Annotated in this window: 17 protein-coding genes; 9 read left to right on the top strand and 8 right to left on the bottom strand. The window is 70.8% G+C overall.

What is annotated here, in order from left to right; translation table 11 throughout:
* Positions 1-3 precede the first annotated feature (3 nt).
* The 3 genes from ABZ193_RS24075 to edd all read right to left on the bottom strand — a co-directional run bounded on the left by ABZ193_RS24075 (position 4) and on the right by edd (position 4,063).
* Complete coding sequence (locus ABZ193_RS24075; RefSeq protein WP_354711530.1) at positions 4-1,440, bottom strand: lipase maturation factor family protein; 1,437 nt, start codon at positions 1,438-1,440, stop codon at positions 4-6.
* Positions 1,441-1,562: 122 nt separating this feature from the next.
* Complete coding sequence (gene eda / locus ABZ193_RS24070) at positions 1,563-2,186, bottom strand: bifunctional 4-hydroxy-2-oxoglutarate aldolase/2-dehydro-3-deoxy-phosphogluconate aldolase (RefSeq protein WP_354711529.1); 624 nt, start codon at positions 2,184-2,186, stop codon at positions 1,563-1,565.
* An 8-nt stretch (positions 2,187-2,194) separates the two neighbouring features.
* Positions 2,195-4,063: a phosphogluconate dehydratase gene (edd, locus tag ABZ193_RS24065; protein ID WP_354711528.1), complete on the bottom strand. Its 1,869-nt coding sequence runs from the start codon at positions 4,061-4,063 to the stop codon at positions 2,195-2,197.
* A gap of 235 nt (positions 4,064-4,298) precedes the next feature.
* On the opposite strand from edd, the gene ABZ193_RS24060 reads away from it, so the two are divergent.
* The 4 genes from ABZ193_RS24060 to ABZ193_RS24045 are packed head-to-tail and all read left to right on the top strand — an operon-like array spanning position 4,299 to position 8,093.
* Positions 4,299-4,589, top strand: coding sequence for a hypothetical protein (locus ABZ193_RS24060; RefSeq protein WP_017983947.1), 291 nt, complete (start codon positions 4,299-4,301; stop codon positions 4,587-4,589).
* Positions 4,586-5,392, top strand: a complete 807-nt coding sequence (locus ABZ193_RS24055; protein ID WP_020419620.1) for a hypothetical protein — start codon at positions 4,586-4,588, stop codon at positions 5,390-5,392. The genes ABZ193_RS24060 and ABZ193_RS24055 overlap by 4 nt, the downstream gene beginning before the upstream one ends.
* 38 nt (positions 5,393-5,430) lie before the next feature.
* On the top strand, positions 5,431-7,341 hold the full coding sequence (locus ABZ193_RS24050; protein WP_020419619.1) for a fumarate reductase/succinate dehydrogenase flavoprotein subunit: 1,911 nt from the start codon (positions 5,431-5,433) through the stop codon (positions 7,339-7,341).
* Positions 7,338-8,093 (top strand): succinate dehydrogenase/fumarate reductase iron-sulfur subunit, encoded by a 756-nt coding sequence (locus ABZ193_RS24045; protein WP_237337226.1) that lies wholly within the window; start codon positions 7,338-7,340, stop codon positions 8,091-8,093. The genes ABZ193_RS24050 and ABZ193_RS24045 overlap by 4 nt, the downstream gene beginning before the upstream one ends.
* Here ABZ193_RS24045 and ABZ193_RS24040 read toward each other — a convergent pair whose 3' ends face one another.
* Positions 8,094-9,806 carry a P-loop NTPase fold protein gene (locus ABZ193_RS24040; protein ID WP_237337227.1) on the bottom strand — a complete coding sequence of 571 codons (1,713 nt, stop codon included), beginning with the start codon at positions 9,804-9,806 and terminating at the stop codon, positions 8,094-8,096. It lies immediately after the preceding gene.
* Between the two features lie 16 nt (positions 9,807-9,822).
* Positions 9,823-10,986 carry an ROK family transcriptional regulator gene (locus tag ABZ193_RS24035; protein WP_020419616.1) on the bottom strand — a complete coding sequence of 388 codons (1,164 nt, stop codon included), beginning with the start codon at positions 10,984-10,986 and terminating at the stop codon, positions 9,823-9,825.
* 78 nt (positions 10,987-11,064) lie between these two features.
* On the opposite strand from ABZ193_RS24035, the gene ABZ193_RS24030 reads away from it, so the two are divergent.
* From ABZ193_RS24030 to ABZ193_RS24010, 5 genes are read left to right on the top strand one after another with little or no spacing between them, the layout of a single operon-like run.
* Positions 11,065-12,384: an ABC transporter substrate-binding protein gene (locus ABZ193_RS24030; RefSeq protein ID WP_020419615.1), complete on the top strand. Its 1,320-nt coding sequence runs from the start codon at positions 11,065-11,067 to the stop codon at positions 12,382-12,384.
* A 1-nt stretch (position 12,385) separates the two neighbouring features.
* Positions 12,386-13,279 (top strand): sugar ABC transporter permease, encoded by an 894-nt coding sequence (locus ABZ193_RS24025; protein WP_020419614.1) that lies wholly within the window; start codon positions 12,386-12,388, stop codon positions 13,277-13,279.
* Positions 13,276-14,124, top strand: a complete 849-nt coding sequence (locus ABZ193_RS24020; protein ID WP_237337229.1) for a carbohydrate ABC transporter permease — start codon at positions 13,276-13,278, stop codon at positions 14,122-14,124. The genes ABZ193_RS24025 and ABZ193_RS24020 overlap by 4 nt, the downstream gene beginning before the upstream one ends.
* Before the next feature lie 9 nt (positions 14,125-14,133).
* Positions 14,134-15,210, top strand: coding sequence for an ABC transporter ATP-binding protein (locus tag ABZ193_RS24015; protein ID WP_020419612.1), 1,077 nt, complete (start codon positions 14,134-14,136; stop codon positions 15,208-15,210).
* Positions 15,211-16,602 (top strand): glycogen debranching protein, encoded by a 1,392-nt coding sequence (locus tag ABZ193_RS24010; RefSeq protein WP_020419611.1) that lies wholly within the window; start codon positions 15,211-15,213, stop codon positions 16,600-16,602.
* Positions 16,603-16,607: 5 nt separating this feature from the next.
* On the opposite strand, the gene ABZ193_RS24005 is transcribed toward ABZ193_RS24010, so the two are convergent.
* The 3 genes from ABZ193_RS24005 to ABZ193_RS23995 all read right to left on the bottom strand — a co-directional run bounded on the left by ABZ193_RS24005 (position 16,608) and on the right by ABZ193_RS23995 (position 19,642).
* Positions 16,608-18,014, bottom strand: coding sequence for a hypothetical protein (locus ABZ193_RS24005; protein WP_354711526.1), 1,407 nt, complete (start codon positions 18,012-18,014; stop codon positions 16,608-16,610).
* A 123-nt stretch (positions 18,015-18,137) separates the two neighbouring features.
* Positions 18,138-18,998, bottom strand: coding sequence for an amino acid ABC transporter permease (locus tag ABZ193_RS24000; RefSeq protein WP_020419609.1), 861 nt, complete (start codon positions 18,996-18,998; stop codon positions 18,138-18,140).
* Entirely contained in the window at positions 18,995-19,642 is a 648-nt protein-coding gene (locus ABZ193_RS23995) for an amino acid ABC transporter permease (protein WP_020419608.1), read from the bottom strand. The genes ABZ193_RS24000 and ABZ193_RS23995 overlap by 4 nt, the downstream gene beginning before the upstream one ends.
* Positions 19,643-19,794 lie beyond the last annotated feature (152 nt).

Raw genomic sequence — 19,794 nt, 5'->3', positions numbered from 1 at the left:
TCCTCAGTCGACGGCGACCACCGCGCCGTGCGGCCCGAGCTTCGTGGTCGGCAGCACCGGGCCCCGCGGTTCACGCACCCACCACGCCCCAGTCTCCCTGCGCTCGCGCGGGGTGGTGAAGCGGTACCGGTAGAGCCGCGCCCGCAGGTAGGCCGGCCGCCTGCCGTCGAACGGGTCGCGCCGCAACAGCTTCAGCGTGCCCGGATCCGCCGCCAGCAGCTTCTCCGCCAGACCGGGCAGCCACGATTCGGCGTACCGGGTGGACAGCGCGGCGAACCACATCAGCCAGTCCAGCCGCAGGTGGTAGGGCGCGAACTGCGGTGGGCGCCGCCGCGGGTCGCCGGGCTTGCCCTTGAACTCGTACTCGCGCCACACGGTGTGCTCGTCGGGCGCGGGATCGTCGGTCGCCTCGATGACGATCTCGTGCCGCACCTTGGTGACGCTGCCGAACGCGCCGTAGGTGTTGACCAGGTGCAGCCGGTCGAAGCTGGTGTTCATCACCTGCTCGCGCGACACGAGGTTGCGCACCGGACGATAGCTGAGCACCGCGACGAGCACGGTCAGCCCGATCACGAGGGCGTGCTGCCACACCGGCGGTCGGGCCAGTTCCGGGACCGGCGCCGGGATGATGTCCACAACGGACAGCGCGATGGCGATGGTGAGGAAGTTCAGCCAGGAGAAGTTCCCGCTGGCGACCAGCCACAGCTGGGTGAGGATCATCAGCAGCGCGGCCGCGCTCGCGGCGGGTTGCGGGGCGAAGAGCGCGAACGGCACCACGAGCTGGGTGAAGTGGCTGGCCGCGGCCTCGACCTTGTGCAGCGGCTTGGGCAGGTGGTGGAAGTGCCAGCTCAGCGGTCCGGGCATCGGCTGGGTTTCGTGGTGGTGGTAGAGGCAGGTCAGGTCGCGCCAGCACGCGTCGCCGCGCATCTTGATCAGCCCGGCGCCGAATTCGAGCCGGAACAGCACCCAGCGCAGCAGCCACAGCACGAGCACGGGCGGCGCGGTGTCGGCCGGGCCGAGGAAGATCGCCAGGAACCCGGCCTCGAGCAGCAGCGACTCCCAGCCGAACGAGTACCAGATCTGGCCCACGTTGACGATCGACTGGTACAGCAGCCACGGCACCAGCCACGCCAGCATGGTCGCCCACACGGGGGTGTGGTCGAACAGGCCGAGGACGAGCGCGGCCGAGATGACGACGCCGGTCCACGCGACGCCCGCGAACAGCCGGTCCGAATAGCGCCAGTGGAACAGGCTGGGCGCGCGGCGGAACGGCACGCGGCGGGTGAACCGGGGCACCGGCAGCAGGCCCCGCTCGCCGATCAACGGCCGGAACTGGAGGGCGGCGCCCAGGAACGCGACGAGGTAGATCGCGGCGAGCGCCCGCTGGAACAGCAGCCGGGGCGCCCAGTAACCCGGATCGGCGAGCCACTCCCATCCCACGGCGATCTCCCCTCGCCAGACGAGTGCCGTGAGGCTAGTACCCGGGCGGCCCGGCCCCCAATCGGGAGCTGAATTCGCGACCGCCGCCCGCGCCCCCCCACGGGCGGCGGTCGCGAAACCGTTCAGCGCAGCGCCGCGGCCTCGCGCGCCAGCTGCTCGATCCGCCCGAAATCGCCGGCCCGCACAGCGTCCTTCGGGGTCAGCCAGGTTCCGCCGACACAGCCCACTGTGGACAGTGCGAAGTAGGACGGCGCGTTCTGCACCGTGACACCACCCGTCGGGCAGAACCGCAGCTGCGGCAACGGCCCACCGAGCGCCTTGAGGTAGGCGACCCCTCCGCTGGCCTCCGCCGGGAAGAACTTCAGCGCGGTGATGCCGTGTTCGGTGACGCGCATCGCCTCCGAGACCGTGCTCACGCCGGGCAGGAACGGCAACCCCGTCCCGGACACGGCCTCCAGCAACCGGTCCGTGCAGCCCGGCGTCACCAAGAACGCCGAACCCGCGTCCGCCGCCTGGCGAGCCTGCTCCGGCGTCACCACGGTGCCCGCGCCGACCACGATCTCCGGCACCTCGGCCGCGACCCGCTCGATCGCGGCCAGCCCGGCCGGCGTCCGCAGGGTCAGCTCGATCGCCCGGATCCCGCCCGCGACCAGCGCCTTCGCCAGCGGCACGGCGTCCGCGGCGTCGTCCACCACGACCACCGGCAGCACCGGCGACAACTCGAGCACGTCATGCCCTGTCTTCACGTCTCTCCTCACACTCGCGCGGGCGCACCGAAGTGCCCCGGGGTCATCGGCCCGAACACGCCGGCTCCCTGATCGGCCGGCCCGACCGCGCGGCGCAGCGCGGTGAACAACTCCCGGCCGGTGCCGACCCAGGATGCCTCATCCGGCGGCGCGTCCCGCAGCGGCCGGGCCGCCAGCGTGACCTCGTCCACCAGCACGTCCAGCCGCCCGGCGACCGCGTCGACCACGACCTCGTCACCATCGGCGACCCGCGCCAGCGGACCACCCGCCGCGGCCTCCGGCGTCACCTGGATCGCGGCCGGGATCTTGCCCGAGGCGCCCGACATCCGGCCGTCGGTGACCAGCGCGACCCGGTGCCCGCGGTCCATCAGCACACCGAGCGCGGGCGTCAGGCCGTGCAGTTCCGGCATGCCGTTCGCCTGCGGCCCCTGGTTGCGGATCACCACGACCACGTCCCGGTCCAGCTCACCGGCCCGGAACGCCTCGGTGAAACCCTCCTGCGAGGTGAACACCCGCGCGGGCGCCCGCACCACGCGGTGCTCCGGCGCGACCGCCGACACCTTCATCACCGCGCGCCCGAGGCTGCCGGACAGCATCCGCAGCCCGCCGTCGGGCGCGAACGGGTTGTCCACCGGCCGCAGCACGTCCTCGTCCAGGCTGCGCGCGGGCACCTCGCGCCAGGTCAGCGAGCCGTCGTCCAGCACCGGCTCCGACCGGTACCGCGACAGCCCGTCCCCGGCCACCGTGCGGACGTCCTCGTGCAGCAGCCCGGCGTCCAGCAGCGAGCCGATGAGGACCTGCACCCCGCCCGCGGCGTGGAAGTGGTTGATGTCCGCGCTGCCGTTCGGGTAGACGCTGGCCAGCAGCGGCACCACCGACGACAGGTCGGCGAAGTCGTCCCAGGTCAGCTCGATCCCGGCCGCCGCGGCGATGGCGACCAGGTGCATCGTGTGGTTGGTCGACCCGCCGGTGGCCAGCAGCGACACCACACCGTTGACCACCGAACGCTCGCTGATCACCTCGGCCAGCGGCGTGTACCCGGCCTCCCGCGACAACGCGACCACCCGCCGCGCGGCCTCTTCGGTCAGCGCGCGGCGCAGCGGCGTGCCCGGGTGCACGAAGCTCGCGCCGGGCAGGTGCAGGCCCATCACCTCGACGACCAGCTGGTTGGAGTTCGCGGTGCCGTAGAACGTGCAGGTGCCCGCCGAGTGGTACGACGCCGACTCGGCCGCCAGCAGGTCCTCCCGGGTCGCGCGGCCCTCGGCGTAGAGCTGCCGCACGCGCGCCTTCTCCTTGTTCGGCAGCCCCGACGTCATCGGCCCGGCCGGGACCAGGATCGCGGGCAGGTGCCCGAAGGCCAGCGCGCCGATCAGCAGGCCGGGCACGATCTTGTCGCACACGCCGAGCAGCAGCGCGCCGTCGAACATCTCGTGCGACAGGGCGATGCCGGTGGCCATCGCGATGACCTCGCGGCTGAACAGGGACAGCTCCATCCCGGCGCGGCCCTGGGTGATGCCGTCGCACATGGCGGGCACGCCGCCGGCGAACTGGGCGACCCCGCCGGCCTCGCGTGCGGCGTCCTTGATCCACGCCGGGAACTCGTCCAGCGGCTGGTGCGCGGAGAGCAGGTCGTTGTAGGCGGACACGATCGCGATGCCGGGCTTGCGCAGCCCGCGCAGGGCGATGCGGTCTTCGCCGCCGCACGCGGCGAAGCCGTGGGCGAGGTTGCTGCACGCGAGGCCGGCCCTGGCGGGCCCCTCGGCGCGGGCGGCGGCCATGCGCGCCAGGTAGGCGCTGCGGGTGGCGGCACTGCGCGCGGCGATGCGCTCGGTGACTTCCTCGACGACGGGGTGGACGGGTGTTCGGGCTTTTCGCACGGGAGAACCACCTGGAACTCGTCGGCTGGTCCGGCTGACGACTTCGCTGGCGTCGCACGGTCGTGACAGTGGACACAGTAGCTGCCGGATCGGCCGGATCAAAATCGATAAAGAAGATCGTTTCAGGTGACCCCGATCACAACATCAACCTACTGTGTGCTACTTGTCACATTGCACGCCGAACGGCAGAGTCGGTACCAGCCCCGGCTCGCCGCCGAACTGACCGGAGGTAGTCATGACCACCACCGAACTCGCCGAACTCCGCCGCACGATCGGGCAGCTCAAGCAGTGCGTCGGCGCCCTGCGATCGCGCTACGGTGACGCCTCCGCGGTCCGTCGCCTCGCCAACGACGTCGACCGCCTGGACATCGACGCGAGCGACCTGGAGCAGCCCAGCGTCCCGGTCCAGCCCAAGCCGCTGGACCCCTCGGCCGTCGTGAAGATCCCCGACGGCCCGTACGACCCGGCCCTGTGGCAGGGGGCCGACGACGAAGGGGTCGGCGGATACCACCGTGACCAGCGGTGAGCGCGCCCGCTACCAACGCCGCTAGCGGGCGCGCCCGGATCACCGCACGCACCCTGCGCACCGACCGGTGGTGGGTGCCGCCGCTGTTCACCACGCTCGGCCTGGCCACGTTCGTCATCTACGCGGGCATCCGCTCGTTCGTCCGCACCGCCTACTACGTGCCGGAGTACGGCTACCTGACGCCGTTCTACTCGCCGTGCCTGAGCGACTCCTGCGTGCCGGGGTCGGCCCACTTCGGCACGCCGTTCGGGGAGCTGCCGGGCTGGATCCCGCTGGCGTTCCTGTCGCTGCCGTTCCTGCTCGGCTTCCGGCTGACCTGCTACTACTACCGCAAGGCCTACTACCGGTCGGTGTGGTTCTCGCCGCCTGCGTGCGCGGTCGCCGAACCGCACGGCAAGTACACGGGCGAGACCCGGCTGCCGCTGATCCTGCAGAACGCCCACCGCTACTTCTTCTACGTGGCGGTGCTGATCTCGGTGATCAACACCTACGACGCGATCGTCGCGTTCCACGGCGAGACCGGCGGGTTCGGCTTCGGGCTGGGCAACCTGGTGCTGCTCGGCAACGTGATCATGCTCTGGGCCTACACCCTGTCCTGCCACTCGTGCCGCCACGTGGTCGGCGGGCGGCTGAAACACTTCTCCCGCCACCCGGTGCGGTACTGGCTCTGGACCCAGGTCACCAAGCTCAACAACCGGCACATGCTGCTGGCCTGGATCACCCTGGGGACGCTCGTCGTCACGGACCTCTACGTGATGCTCGTGGCGAGCGGCGCCATCCCCGATCTGCGTTTCGTGGACTGACAAGGACGTCAAGGACTCCAAGGACTAGGTGGCAGGCGATGGAAGTCGAGCGGCACAGCTATGACGTGGTGGTGATCGGCGCGGGCGGCGCCGGTCTGCGAGCGGTGATCGAGGCGCGGCAGCGCGGGCTGTCGGTGGCGGTGGTGTGCAAGTCGCTGTTCGGCAAGGCGCACACGGTCATGGCCGAGGGCGGGTGCGCCGCCGCGATGGGCAACGCGAACGAGCGGGACAGCTGGCAGGTGCACTTCCGGGACACCATGCGCGGCGGCAAGTTCCTCAACAACTGGCGCATGGCGGAGCTGCACGCGAAGGAGGCGCCGGACCGGGTCTGGGAGCTGGAGACCTACGGCGCGTTGTTCGACCGCACCGCGGACGGGCGGATCAGCCAGCGCAACTTCGGCGGGCACACCTACCCGCGGCTGGCGCACGTCGGCGACCGCACCGGGCTGGAACTGATCCGCACCATGCAGCAGAAGATCGTCTCGCTGCAGCAGGAGGACCTGCGCGAGTTCGGCGACTACGAGGCCAAGCTGAAGGTCTTCGCCGAGTGCACGATCACCGAGCTGCTCAAGGACGGCGACCGCATCGCGGGCGCGTTCGGGTACTGGCGCGAGAGCGGCCGGTTCATCCTGTTCGAGACGCCGGCCGTGGTGCTCGCGACCGGCGGCATCGGCAAGTCCTTTAAGGTCACCTCGAACTCCTGGGAGTACACCGGTGACGGGCACGCGCTCGCGCTGCGCGCCGGGGCGGACCTGATCAACATGGAGTTCGTCCAGTTCCACCCGACGGGCATGGTGTGGCCGCCGAGCGTGAAGGGCATCCTGGTCACCGAGGGCGTGCGCGGTGACGGCGGCGTGCTGAAGAACTCCGAGGGCAAGCGGTTCATGTTCGACTACGTGCCGGACGTGTTCAAGGGCCAGTACGCCGACTCCGAGGAGGAGGCCGACCGCTGGTACACCGACCAGGAGAACAACCGCCGCACGCCGGACCTGCTGCCGCGCGACGAGGTGGCGCGCGCGATCAACTCGGAGGTCAAGGCGGGCCGCGGTTCGCCGCACGGCGGGGTGTTCCTGGACATCGCCAGCCGGCTCACGCCGGAGGAGATCCGCAGGCGGCTGCCCTCGATGTACCACCAGTTCAAGGAACTGGCCGATGTGGACATCACCGCCGAGCCGATGGAGGTCGGCCCGACCTGCCACTACGTGATGGGCGGCATCGAGGTCGACCCGGACACGGCCGCGTCGAGCGTGCGCGGCCTGTTCGCCGCCGGGGAGTGTTCCGGCGGGATGCACGGGTCGAACCGGCTGGGCGGCAACTCGCTGTCGGACCTGCTGGTGTTCGGCCGTCGCGCTGGTCTCGGCGCCGCGTCCTATGTGGAGGGTCTGGAGACCCGTCCCGCGGTCGCGCAGTCCGATGTCGACAAGGCGGCCCGGACCGCGCTGGTGCCGTTCGACCCGCCTGCCGAAGGCGTCGAGGAGAACCCGTACACACTGCACAACGAGCTGCAGCAGTCGATGAACGATCTGGTCGGGATCATCCGCAAGGCCGAGGAGATCGAGCAGGCGCTGGCCAAGCTGGACGAGATCAAGAAGCGGATCCGCAACGTCACCGTCGAGGGGCACCGGCAGTTCAACCCGGGCTGGCACCTGGCCGTCGACCTGCGGAACATGCTGCTGGTCAGCGAGTGCGTCGCGCGGGCCGCGCTGATGCGCACCGAAAGCCGTGGCGGGCACACCCGCGACGACTACCCGCGGATGGATTCCCACTGGCGCAACAAGCTGCTCGTGTGCAGCGCGTCCGGGGACGATCCGCTGGCGCTGGAGGTCACGGTCACGCCGAAGGACCAGGAGCCGATGCGGCCCGAGCTGCTGGAGCTGTTCGAGCTCAGCGAGCTGGAGAAGTACTACACCGACGAAGAGCTGGCCGACCACCCGGGGAGGCGGGCATGAGCTACAAGGCTTCGTTCCGGGTCTGGCGCGGGGACGCGAACAGCGGCGGGCTGCAGGACTTCACCGTCGAGGTCAACGAGGGCGAGGTCGTCCTCGACATCATCCACCGGCTGCAGGCCACTCAGTGCTCGGACCTGGCGGTGCGGTGGAACTGCAAGGCGGGCAAGTGCGGGTCGTGCTCGGCGGAGATCAACGGCCGCCCGCGGCTGCTGTGCATGACGCGGATGTCGGTGTTCGCCGAGGACGAGGTCGTCACCGTGACGCCGATGCGGACGTTCCCGGTGATCCGCGACCTGGTCACCGACGTCTCGTACAACTACACGAAGGCGCGCGAGATCCCCGCGTTCACCCCGCCGGCCGACCTGAAACCGGGCGAGTACCGGATGAAGCAGGTCGACGTGGAGCGCTCGCAGGAGTTCCGCAAGTGCATCGAGTGCTTCCTGTGCCAGAACACCTGCCACGTGATCCGCGACCACGAGGAGAACAAGGAGAACTTCGCCGGGCCGCGGTTCCTGATGCGGATCGCCGAGCTGGAGATGCACCCGCTCGACGTGGCCGACCGCCGCCACGCGGCGCAGGACGAGCACGGGCTCGGGTACTGCAACATCACGAAGTGCTGCACCGAGGTCTGCCCGGAGAACATCCACATCACCGACAACGCGCTGATCCCGATGAAGGAGCGCGTGGTGGACCGCCGCTACGACCCGGTGGTCTGGCTGGGCAGCAAGATCTTCCGGCGGAAGGCGGACTGATCAACCCTCGTCCGCGAGGGCGGACAACCAGGCGGCCAGCTCGCGCGGCGAGGTGGTGATCCCGTCCGCGCCCACCTCCCTGGCCTTCTGCAGGCGGGACGGCGTCACCTGCCCGCAGTAGAAGAACGCGGGCCCGGTGTAGTTCCCGTGCTCACGCAGGTGGCGCAGGTCGGTGAACCCGGCCTGCGGATCGCCGTCCCGGCTGACGTCGGAGATGATCACCGTCGGGTTCAGCCGGGCCAGCGTCGCCATGGCCTCGTCCCGGTTCGTGGCGGTCTCGACGCGGGCGCCGGCCGCGCGGAACAGGTCGGGCAGCGATCCGGTGTCCGCCGGGTTGTCGTCGATCCACAGCACCCGCATGCCGAGCAGCGACCCGGTCGGGGGCGCGCCGTAGGCCCGCGCGCCGGTGTGCAGGGGGCGGCGCAGCCACCGCCCGTCCCGCGGCAGGCTGCGCACCAGTTCGACGAACTCCTTGTCCTTGGCCAGTTCCGGGAAGCCGACGGGCAGGTCCTGGGTGACGCTGTCCAGGTCGGCGGCGGTGCCGGCCGGCGTGACGCCGGTGGCCGCGAACAGCCGGTCCCTGGCGGCCGGGTCCAGCTCCGCGCCGCGCCGGACGTGCTCGCGGAAGTCGTGGTAGTCCAGGAAGCGGGTGATCAGCGCGGGTCCTTCGAGCGCGACCATGGTGTGGAACTCGGGGTAGAAGTGCCGGAGCAGGACGACCTTGACCAGCGTCGCCGCGTCCAGGTCGTCGCTGCCGCGGCCGAGGTGGTGCTCCAGCACGAAGCTGTTGATCAGCCGCTTGATGCGCCGCGGGTTGCGGCCGGTGCGCTCGATCAGCAGCCTCTTCATGGCGTCGTCGAAGAGGTGCGCGGTGCCGGAACGGCTCACGTAACCGTCCACCAGTTTCCGCGCCAGCGCCTCGCTCGGCGGCGGCACGGGGTAGCTGACCTGGATGATCTTCTCCAGGTACCGCACGCCGGCGCCGGGGTCGTCGTGGCCGACGGCGCGCCAGAGCACGGCCTGGTCGCAGGCCAGCACGAACACGATCCCCGGCGAGTCCAGGTAGAGCTTGATCGCCTCGCAGACCTCGAAGATCCGCTCGTCCGAGCAGCGGTCGAGGTCGTCGACGAAGACCACGAGCAGTCGCTGCCCGGCGCCGCCGCCCCGCTCCAGCCAGTCGGCCGCCATCTCCCGCACGACCGTGTTGATCTCGTTGCGCGCCTTGGCATCCACGCTCAGCGCGCGCCACACCGCGTCCACAACCTGGCCGAGCCCGAAGACGCTGGACACGACGAGCGAGGCGGCGCGCAGCCCGCCGACGACGTGCGTGCGCCGCAACGCGCCGCGGATGACGCGCCGCACCACGTTGCGGTCGAAGCTCAGCAGCACGGACTTGATCAGGCCCTCGACGGCGCCCGCGCGCTCGGCGGTCCAGGCGTTGAACCACACCGTGCTGACCGCCGGGTCCGCGCTCAATGCGGTGTCGAGGCCGCGCAGCAGGCTGCTCTTGCCCATGCCCCACCCGGCGTCGACGGCGACGGTGAACGGCGCCGCGTCCCGGGAGGCGAGGATCAGCTCCGCGAGGTTGCCCGCGATGACCGTCGACTCCAGGAGGTCGGTGTTGCCGCCCTCGCCGACGGGGGAGTCGTTGAGGACCGAGTAGCCCCCGGGCGGCTCGGTGACGGTGAACCCGTCGTCGTCGAAAGCGGTCACCCCTGGTTTATACCGGTCACCGCGACGCCATCGCGTCGACCGCGGCCGGGTCCAGCACCTCGTCCGCGACGAGGCCGGCCACGCCGGTCAGCGTGGTGTTGACCCCGATCGTGCAGGGCCCGATGTCGAGGCCGTCCAGCGAGCTCGTGTGCGCGCCTGCCAGCACCACCTCGCTCAGCCCCTCCAGGAACGGCGGCAGCACCCCGATCGCCCCGCCCACCCGCAGGTAGCGCGGGTTCACGATGGTCACCACGGTCGCCAGCACGGTGCCCACCAGACGGCCGGCCTCGCGCGTCACGCGGACCGCCTCGGGGTGTCCGGCACGCACCCGGCGCAGCACGTCGTCGGCGCTGCGCACGCCCGTCGGCCGCAGCGTCCGGATCACCGCCTGCCCGCTCGCGATCGCCGAAACACAGCCCCGCCGCCCGCAGTCGCAGCGCAGATCGGACCCCTCGATGCGGATGTGGCCCACCTCGCCCGCGCAGCCGGTCTCGCCGCGGTGCACCCGTCCGGAGATCACCATGCCCGCGCCGATCCCGGTGCCGACCTTCACCCCGACCAGCGCCGCCCGCGGCCGGTCCATGTCGCAGTACGCGCCGAACGCCAGCGCGTTCGCGTCGTTCTCCAGGAACACCGGCACCGACAGCGCGTCGGCGAAGGTGTCGCGCAACCGCACCCCGAGCCACTCCGACATCGACGGCGGCGCGATCGTCGTGCCGGCCTCGTGGTCGATCTGCCCCGGCACGCTCAGCCCGAACGCGCACAGGCTGTCCGCGCGCCCGGCCTCGGCCAGCAGCTTGCGGCCCGTCTCCAGCAGGAAGGACAGCGTTTCCGCGGGCCGGTGCCCCACCGGCAACGGGCGGTGGACCTGGCCGAACACGGTCCCGCGCAGGTCGACCACGGCGATCGTCGCGTGCCGCTGGCCGATGTCGCCCACCAGCGCGGTGCGGCCCACGTCGTCGGCGGTGAGCATCTCGGCGGGACGGCCGCCGCTGGAGGCCCGGTGCCCGACCTGCCGCAGCAGCTTCAGCCGCTGCAGCACGTCGAGCCGCTCGACCAGGGTCGGGCGGGACAGACCGGTCCGATCCTGCAGTTGCTGCCGCGTCAGCGGCCCCTCGCTGCGCAGGATCGCGAGGATGTGGCCCGGCGAGGTGGGCGAGCCGGTGCGTGCCGGGGGCATGTTGACAGGGTCTCCCGCGAGGACTTATGTTCAATGACCTGACAGAAGTGTAGACGGCGAAATCTGGGGTGGAAAAGAATGCGCGCGGCCCGCCTGACCGGCAGCGGCCCCACCCGTCGTACCGTCCTCCGGGGTCTTTTCCTGGCCGGCGCCGCGTCCACGGCCGCCGGGTGCGTCGGCTTCGCGACCACGGGCGGCGGCGGCATGGTCTTCCTGTCCACGCAGTTCCGGCCGGTCGCCGAGGCCGAGCGCTTCCGCTCGTTCCTGGCCGGCGCGGTCCCGGGCTCGGTGAGCTACGTCACGATCGAAGAAGGCCCGTTCGCCAGCCAGGTGCAGAGCCAGGTCGGCGCCGGGCGCACCCAGGTCGGCCTGCTCGGCGGCTCGCACAGCGACCTCGCGCCACTCGCGGGGGAGTACCTCGAAGACGTCTCCGCGGTGCCGTCCGGCCAGGGGATTCCCGAGGAGTTCCGGGCGCTGGCCAGGGCGGGCACCCAGCAGTCCTGGTACGTCCCGTGGGCGCAGGCCAGCTTCGTGCTCGCCGCGCACGAGGACGCGCTGGCGCACCTGCCGCCGGGCGCCGACCCGGAGACGCTGACCTACGACCAGCTCCTGGACTGGGCCATCGCCGCCCGCCGCGCCAACGGCAACCAGCCGGTGCTGGGCCTGCCGTGCGGGCCGAAGGGGCTCATCCACCGGTTCCTGCAGGGCTACCTGCTGCCCTCGTTCACCGGCGGGCAGATCACCACCTTCCGCTCGCCGGAGGCCGTCACCGCGTGGCAGTACCTCAAGGAGCTGTGGGCCAACACCAGCCCGTCCAGCACCACCTACGACTTCATGCAGGAGCCGCTGCAGGCCGGTGCGGTGAAAGTCGGCTGGGACCACGTCGCGCGCCTGGTCTCCGCGCCCGGCGACGAGCCGCGGCGGTGGCGCATGCTGCCCGCGCCGCGCGGCCCCCGCGGCCTCGGCTACATGGCCGTCGTGCTCGGTCTCGCGATCCCGAAGGGCAGCACCGACCGCCGCCAGGCCGAGCAGGTGATCCAGGCCCTGTCGACCCCGCAGGCGCAGGTCGGGCTGCTGCGCTCGAACGGGTTCTTCCCGGTCGTCGACGCGCAGATCCCCGCGGATCTGCCGCCCGCGCTGCAGATGGAGGCCGGCGCGGTGCAGCGCCAGCGGGACGCGCCGGGCTCGGTCCTGTCGCTGCTGCCGGTCGGCCTCGGCACCCGCGAGGGCGAGGTCACCAAGGCGTTCAAGGACTCGTTCCAGGCGATCGTCCTCGGCGGCGCCGACATCCAGTCGACTTTGGACAGTCAGGCGCGGGTGCTGCAGAAGGTGTTCGACGACCTGAAGGTGCCGTGCTGGGCGCCCGATCCGCCGTCCGAGCGTTGCGAGGTGGGCTGACATGGCCGTGACCACCGCACCCGCGCCGGTCCAGACCCCGGTGGCGAAGCGCCGCCGCCTGTCCGGCTCGCCGTGGCTGCTGCTCGCGCCGTCGATCGTCTTCATGCTGGCCCTGTTCGGCTGGCCGGTGATCCAGGCGCTGATCTCCGCGTTCACCGACGATTCCGGCTTCACGCTCGCCGCGTGGGAGCGGCTCTTCGGCGACCCGTACTTCCTGCGGGCGCTGCGCAACACCCTGCTGCTGATCGTCATCGTGGTGCCGGTCCAGCTCGTGCTGGCCGTCGCGATGGCGCTGCTCGTGCAGGCCCGGCCGAAGTTCCTGTCCGGCCACTTCTACCTGTGGACCATCCCGCTCGCGGTGTCCGAGCTGGCCGCCGGCCTGGTGTGGCTGTCGGTGTTCGACAGCCGCGGTTACCTGAACTCGCTGCTGGTGTCGTGGGGCGTCTCGGACACCGGCGTGCAGTGGCTGACCTACACCAACACCGGCACGATGCTGCTGGCCGTGGTGATCGCGGAGATCTGGCGCGCCACGTCGCTGGTGTTCGTCATCGTCGTGGCCGGCATCCAGATGGTGCCCAAGGACTTCGACGAGGCCGCGCAGGTGTTCGGCGCGAGCGCCTGGCAGCGGCTGTGGCACGTGACCCTGCCGCAGCTCAAGCCGAGCCTGCAGGTGGCGCTGATCCTGCGTACGATCCTGGCGCTGCAGGCGTTCGCGGTCGCGCAGGCCCTCACCGGCCGGGACTTCCCGCTGCTGGTCGGGGAGACCTACCAGTGGTACGTGAACCTGCAGAATCCGGCGGTCGCCAGTGCCGCGGCGCTCGTCGTGCTGGCGCTGTCCCTGGCGACGGCGTTGTTCTACCTGCGCACGATGCGGCAGCAGGAGGCGGCCAAGTGACCACGACCCTGCCCCCGATCGACCGGGCGCCGCTGCGTCGCCGCCGTCGCCGCGCGGTCGCCGTCCAGGTCGCGTGCATCCTGATCAGCCTGTTCATGCTCGTGCCGATGGTCCTGATCGGCCTGGCCGCGGTGTCCTCGCCGCAGGCGCTGCTGGAGTTCCCGAAACCGCTGATCCCGAGCGGGTTCTCCGGGGACACGCTGCTGGCGTTCGTCCAGGCCACCGGCACCATCCCGGCGCTGGGCAACTCGCTGCTCGTCGGCGTCTACACGGTGGTGCTGTCGCTGCTGGTCGGCGCGCCCGCCGGGTACGCGCTGGCGCGGCAGGTGTTCCGCGGCAAGGACGCCTACCAGGTGTTCATGGTGCTGGCCCGCGCGCTGCCGATCGTGGTGCTGTCCGTGCCGCTGGCGACGATGTTCCTGAACACCGGCGTCTACGACACGGTGTTCTCGGTGACGCTGCTGCACACCACGCTCGCGATGCCGACCACCGTGCTGATCAGCGCGAGCATTTTCGTCTCGGTGCCCACCGACGTGGAGGAAGCGGCGCAGGTGTTCGGCTGCAGCCGGTTCGAGGCGGCGCGCCGGGTCGTGTTCCCGATGGCGCTGCCGGGTCTGGCCGCGTCCTCGATCTTCACGTTCGTGTTGTCTTGGAACGAGATCCTCGGCGCCGCCGTGATCACGCTCGGGCACCGGACGCTGCCCGCCCAGGTGCTGGCCTCGCTCGGGGAGGCGCCGCAGGCCTACCGGTTCGCCGGCGGCTTCGCGCTGATCCTGCCCGCGCTGGTGTTCATCTTCGTGATGCGCCGGTACCTGGTGAACATGTGGGGGACCACGCTGCGATGAGGGAGCGCAATGGCTGAGGTCGTCTTGCACGAGCTCGTGAAGACCTACCCGGGCGGCACCGCCCGCGCCACCGACGAGGTGTCCCTGGAGGTGGCCGACGGCGAGTTCATGGTCCTGCTCGGCCCGTCCGGCTGCGGCAAGACCACGCTGCTGCGGATGGTCGCCGGTCTGGAGACCCCGGACGCCGGGCAGATCGTGATCGGCGGCCGCGACGTCACCTACCTGGAACCGCGGCGGCGCAACCTGTCCATGGTGTTCCAGTCCTACGCGGTCTTCCCCAACAAGAAGGTCGCCGACAACATCGGCTTCGGCCTGCGGGTGCACGGCGTGCCGGCGGACGAGGTGCGCAAGAAGGTCGAGTGGGCCGCGGAGCTGCTGCAGCTCACGCCCTACCTGGACCGGTACCCGGCGAAGCTGTCCGGCGGCCAGCGGCAGCGCGTCGCGGTGGCGCGGGCGATCGTGATGGACGCCGACGTGCTCCTGATGGACGAGCCGCTGTCCAATCTGGACGCCCTGCTGCGGCTGTCCTTCCGCGCGGAGCTGAAGAAGCTGGTCAACGAGATCGGCGTGACCACCCTGTACGTGACGCACGACCAGGTCGAGGCGCTGTCGCTGGGCGACCGGGTCGCCGTCATGCGCGACGGCCGCATCGCCCAGTGCGGCGACCCGGTCGCCGTCTACACCGAGCCCGCGGACGAGTTCGTCGGTGGCTTCCTCGGCAGCCCGCCGATGAACTTCCTCACCGGCACCGTCAGCGACGACGGCTCGCGGATCGACTTCGGCGGCCAGACGCTGCCGGTCCCGGGCGCGCTGAAGACGTTCGGGGGCAAGGAGTTGCGGCTCGGCATCCGGCCGGAGTCGATCACGGTGGCGCCCGGCGCGGACGGCCTGCGCTGCGAGGTGCAGGTGTACGAGCCGCTGGGCTCCTCGACGCTGCTCACCACGGAGTTGTGCGGGCAGGTGCTGAAAGTGCAGGCCGCGGCGGGTTTCCGCGCCGAGCCCGGCCAGACCCTGACGCTGGGCCTGCCACCGGAGCAGTGCCGGTGGTACGACCCCGAAACCCAACTCCTGTTGGAGGCGAAGTAGATGACCGTCGACGTCACCAGTCCCTGCGAAGGAGCCGCCGGCGGCAGAAGACCGGTCCGCTACGCCAGGCCCACCCTGGCCGCGCGGGCCGCACGAGTGCTGAGGGACAACGACACCGGTGCCGTGATCACCGCGGCGCCGCGGCTCTACCCGCACATGTGGAGCTGGGACGCCGCGTTCATCTCGATCGGCCTGGCCCGGCTCGACCTGCCGCGCGCGGTCGCCGAGCTGGAGACCCTGTTCAAGGCGCAGTGGCGCAACGGGATGGTGCCGCACATCGTCTTCACCGACGACGACGCGTACTTCCCGGGCCCGGACCGCTGGGGCACCGACACGGCGGTCGACGGGCCGCGCGACGTGCGCACCTCGGGCATCTGCCAGCCGCCGGTGCACGCGATCGCGGTGCAGCGGATGCTGGAGATCGCGCGCACGTCCTCGCCGGAGGACCGCGCCGACGCCGAGCGGTTCGCCCGCTCGATCTGGCCCAGGCTGTACTCCTGGCACCGCTGGCTCGTCGAGTACCGCACCCCGGGGTCGAGCGGGCTGATCGCGATCGTGCACGGCTGGGAGTCCGGAATGGACAACTCGCCGCGCTGGGACGTGCCCTACGCGGCGGTCAACCCGGGCGACGAGCTGCCGCCGTACGTGCGCAAGGACGTGCGCGTCATCGGCGACCCGAGCGAGCGGCCGACCGACAAGGAGTACGACCGCTACCTGTGGCTCATCGAGGAGATGCGCCGCGCGGGGTACGACCAGAAGGAGATCGTGCGCCGCTCCAGCTTCCTGGTCGGCGACGTGTTCATCACCGCGCTGTTCGCGGTGTCCTGCGACGTGCTGATCGAGCTGGGCACGGAGTTCGGCCAGGCCGAGGACAAGCTCGCGGACCTGGCGCTGTGGGCGTCGCGGGCGCGGGACGCGGTGGCGGCGAGCTGCCACGCGGTGTCCGGCATGGCCCGCGACCGGGACCTGCGCGCCAACCGGTGGCTCGACACGCAGACGATCGCCGGGTTCGCGCCGCTGCTGTGCGGCGGCGCGCCGGACGAGGTCCAGTTGCGCCTGCTGTCGCTGCTGGACAGCGACCGCTGGTGCGGCCACCCCGGCCTGCTGGCGCCAGTGCCGCCGTCGGTGTCACCGATGCGGCCGGGCTTCAACCCGCGCCAGTACTGGCGCGGTCCACAGTGGCCGGTGGTGAACTGGCTGTTCGGGTGGGCCTTCGAGCGCCGCGGCTGGCACGAGCGGGCTCGCAAGCTGCGGGAGGCCGGACTGCGGCTGACCGACGACGGCGCGTTCGGCGAGTATTACGAGCCCTTCACCGGCGAACCGCTGGGCAGCACCGACCAGAGCTGGACGGCGGCCGTGGTGCTGGACTGGCTCTGCGCCGACGCCGACTGACGCGGTCACCACCAGGGCGACGTCCGGCGGCCGCCGAGGACGAGGCGGCCGTCCCGCACCTCGAAGGACGCGCCGTCGGTCAAGTTGTCCGGCAGAGCGGAGCCGTGCAGGCGCTCCAGCCGGACCGGCATCGGTTTCGACCAGATGTGCTCGCGCCCGTCGACGCGGAAGCCCAGGGCGATCTCGTACGTGGCCGACTTGACGGAGGCGAGCGCGACGTGGAAGCGCTCCACACCGCCGGGTTCGATCGCCCTGGACAACGCGTAGTCCCGCCGCTGTCCGGGCTCCGCGTCGAGCACCACCGCGTGCACCGTGGACGGGGGTACCGCGTTGTGGCTGACCTCGTGGAACTCGTAGGAGAACCCGTGGTCGCCGAGCCAGAGCACCCCCGGCGAGACCGGTTCGTCGATTGCGCACCGCACGTCGGTGCGGGTGATCTCGTGGGAGTTGCCGTCCTCGGTTTCGTAGCTCCCCGTCACGGTGATGCCGACCGGCACCGCCGCCGTCTCCGGGAGAGCGCCGACGTAGCGGAGGTGCCACTGCTGGCGCGGGCTGTCACCGCGGGGGAGGTTCTCGAAGTACTCGCCGACGTGCCAGCGCTCGTGGTGGGACAGCAACGCCCGGAAGTCCGCCGACGCGCGGATCGAGTCGTCCTCCCGCCGCATCGCTTCGACGACGCTGGGCAGGAACTCCGCCCGCCGTCGCCTCAGGTCGCCGATCGCGCCGGCGATGGCGGGGTCCGGGTCGAGGCGGAGCACCGGAACCGTCGCCCCCGGCTCCACGACGGGAACCGTCACCTCCGACTGCGCGGGGAACAGGTCCGGCAGAACCGGGTCGACGAGCCGCAACCGCATCCGCCTGGCCGCGCCCCAGCCCGCGTTGCGCGCCGAGACGACCACGGACCGGCCCCGCACCGCGTAGCTGTAGGACAGCACCGGCGCCCGGTCGACGGTGACGCCCTTGACGAGCACCGAGAAGGAATCGAGGAACGCCGTCGCGTCCCCGCGGTTGACGAACTTGCAGTCGATCGCGCCGACCTCGAACTTCTGCTCGAGCACCTCGTACCGGTTGTCCGTGGGCGGGTTGGCGGCCGGACTGGACAGTTCCGGGTCGAGCGCGGTGCCCACCAGGGACACCACCGCCTGCTTGGGCCTGGTGCGGCGCGGGAGCAGCGCGGTGAGCACGAATCCGGCGAACCCGAACACCACGGCCACCACGGCCAGCCAGAACACCTTCGACACGATTGAATCGACCAGCGTGAACGTCTCGTTGCCCTGCAGTGGGGACAGCACGCTGAGGTTGAGCACCTGCTGGTAGAGCAGGTAGAGGATCACCACGGCCAGGCCGGCGAGCGTGAGCGGCGTCTTCAGCTTGCCGATGATCTTGGCGAACGTTTCGAGGTGGTTTCCCATGTGGCGTCACTTCCCGGCCAGGACCAGCGGATGATCCATGTTATCCGCGGGCGCGGCGGTGCCGGTGCGGAAACGAAAAGAGGGGCGTGACGGCAGCCGTCACGCCCCTCGTTCCCGCCTGAATCAGGCCACGCCCACGACGTCCTCCGTCGTCGGCGGGCGCTGGACTTCCACGTGCTTCTTGCTGCGCCGCTGGCGGCGTTCGATGTAGTTCGCCAGCGCGGTGAGCAGCAGGCACAACGCGATGTACATCGCCGCGACCACCAGCGTGGACGGCACGATCGGGCGGCCGAACGTGCCCTGCGAGCCGATGTAGCGAGCGTAGTACAGCAGCTCGGGGTAGGTGACCAGGAACCCGAGCGCGGTGTCCTTGAGCAGCACCACGAGCTGGCTGATGATGGTCGGCAGCATCGACCGGACCGCCTGCGGGATCAGGACGAGCGTCATCACCTGCGTCTTGCGCATGCCCAGCGCGTACGCCGCCTCGCTCTGGCCCCTCGGCAGCGCCAGGATGCCGGCGCGGAACACCTCCGCCAGCACCGACCCGTTGTACAGGGTCAGGCCCAGCACCACGGCGGCGAACGGCGGCAGGGACACGCCCAGCACCGGTGCGCCGTAGTAGAAGAGGAACATCAGGATCAGCAGCGGGATGGCGCGGAAGAACTCGACGACGGCGGTGGAGACGCCGCGCACCCACGCGTGGTCGGACAGCCGCCCGGCCGCGAAGATCGCGCCGAACACCAGCGCCAGGACCGCGCCGAGCGCGAAGGCCTGCAACGTGGCCAGCAACGCGTCCACGAGGTCGCGCTGGACCTGGGCGTACTGGAGCCACTCCCAGCGCCGCGCGGAGAACTGGCCGCTGTCGATGAAGCGCCAGATGATGTAGGCGATCACCGCGGCCACGATCAGGCTGCCGACCACGGCCAGCACCCGGTGGCGGGCACGCGCCTTGGGACCGGGGACGTCGAACAGGACGTTGCTCATCGCGCCACGCTCCAGCGCTTCTCGAGGGTCCGCTGGATGAACGACAGGACCGCGACCAGGATGATGAACCCGAGGGCGACCCACAGCAGGCCGACCAGCTGGTTGTCACCGCGCTCGGACAGGTACTGCCGGATCGCGCCCGCTTCGGCGACGGAGAACCCGGCGGCGATGGTGGTGTTCTTCAGCAACGCGATGAGCATGCTCATCAGCGGTGGCACCACCGAGCGGATGGCCTGCGGCAGCACGATCTGGCCGAGGATCTGGGTGAAGGTCAGCCCCAGCGCGCGGGCGGCCTCGGCCTGCCCGACGGGGACGGTGTTGATGCCCGAGCGGACGACCTCGCAGATGAACGCCGAGGTGTAGAGCGTCAGCGACACGACCGCGGCGGTGAAGTAGCTCAGGTCGAGGATGTCGAGCAGCGGGTAGGCGAACACCAGGAACACGAACACCAGCGTCAGCGGGGTGTTGCGGAGCAGTGTCACGTAGGTGGCGCCGACGGCGCGGAACACCGGGACCGGGCTGACCCGCAGGCCGGCCAGGAACGTGCCGAAGATCAGGCTCGCCACACCGGATATCAGGAACAGCTTGATCGTGGTCCAGAAGAACGGACCGTAGAGGTCCAAGTTGTCGAGCAGGACGTCCATCGGGCCTTCCCCGCCGCGGTTCGATTGATGGGTGGAAACGGGTGTGGCCGGTGAGCGCGCTCGCGCCGACCCCCCCCCCCGGCGTTGAAGAAGCGCCGGATAACACTACAGAAGATAACAACACATAAAAACAATAACAAACAACAAAAAAA

This window comes from Amycolatopsis sp. NPDC006125, from assembly GCF_040614195.1.
Lineage (GTDB): Bacteria > Actinomycetota > Actinomycetes > Mycobacteriales > Pseudonocardiaceae > Amycolatopsis_E > Amycolatopsis_E tucumanensis.
Note: the sequence above shows the minus strand (reverse complement) of the source record. Positions and strands in the feature narration are given on the sequence as shown.

What these genes read in the sequence shown, in the direction of transcription:
- ABZ193_RS24000 (WP_020419609.1), bottom strand. Translation starts at nt 18,998, where the DNA reads ATGAGCAACGTCCTGTTCGACGTCCCCGGTCCCAAGGCGCGTGCCCGC.
- ABZ193_RS24005 (WP_354711526.1), bottom strand. Translation starts at nt 18,014, where the DNA reads ATGGGAAACCACCTCGAAACGTTCGCCAAGATCATCGGCAAGCTGAAG.
- ABZ193_RS24015 (WP_020419612.1), top strand. Translation starts at nt 14,134, where the DNA reads ATGGCTGAGGTCGTCTTGCACGAGCTCGTGAAGACCTACCCGGGCGGC.
- ABZ193_RS24060 (WP_017983947.1), top strand. Translation starts at nt 4,299, where the DNA reads ATGACCACCACCGAACTCGCCGAACTCCGCCGCACGATCGGGCAGCTC.
- ABZ193_RS24050 (WP_020419619.1), top strand. Translation starts at nt 5,431, where the DNA reads ATGGAAGTCGAGCGGCACAGCTATGACGTGGTGGTGATCGGCGCGGGC.
- ABZ193_RS23995 (WP_020419608.1), bottom strand. Translation starts at nt 19,642, where the DNA reads ATGGACGTCCTGCTCGACAACTTGGACCTCTACGGTCCGTTCTTCTGG.
- ABZ193_RS24025 (WP_020419614.1), top strand. Translation starts at nt 12,386, where the DNA reads ATGGCCGTGACCACCGCACCCGCGCCGGTCCAGACCCCGGTGGCGAAG.
- ABZ193_RS24010 (WP_020419611.1), top strand. Translation starts at nt 15,211, where the DNA reads ATGACCGTCGACGTCACCAGTCCCTGCGAAGGAGCCGCCGGCGGCAGA.
- ABZ193_RS24030 (WP_020419615.1), top strand. Translation starts at nt 11,065, where the DNA reads ATGCGCGCGGCCCGCCTGACCGGCAGCGGCCCCACCCGTCGTACCGTC.
- ABZ193_RS24045 (WP_237337226.1), top strand. Translation starts at nt 7,338, where the DNA reads ATGAGCTACAAGGCTTCGTTCCGGGTCTGGCGCGGGGACGCGAACAGC.
- ABZ193_RS24035 (WP_020419616.1), bottom strand. Translation starts at nt 10,986, where the DNA reads ATGCCCCCGGCACGCACCGGCTCGCCCACCTCGCCGGGCCACATCCTC.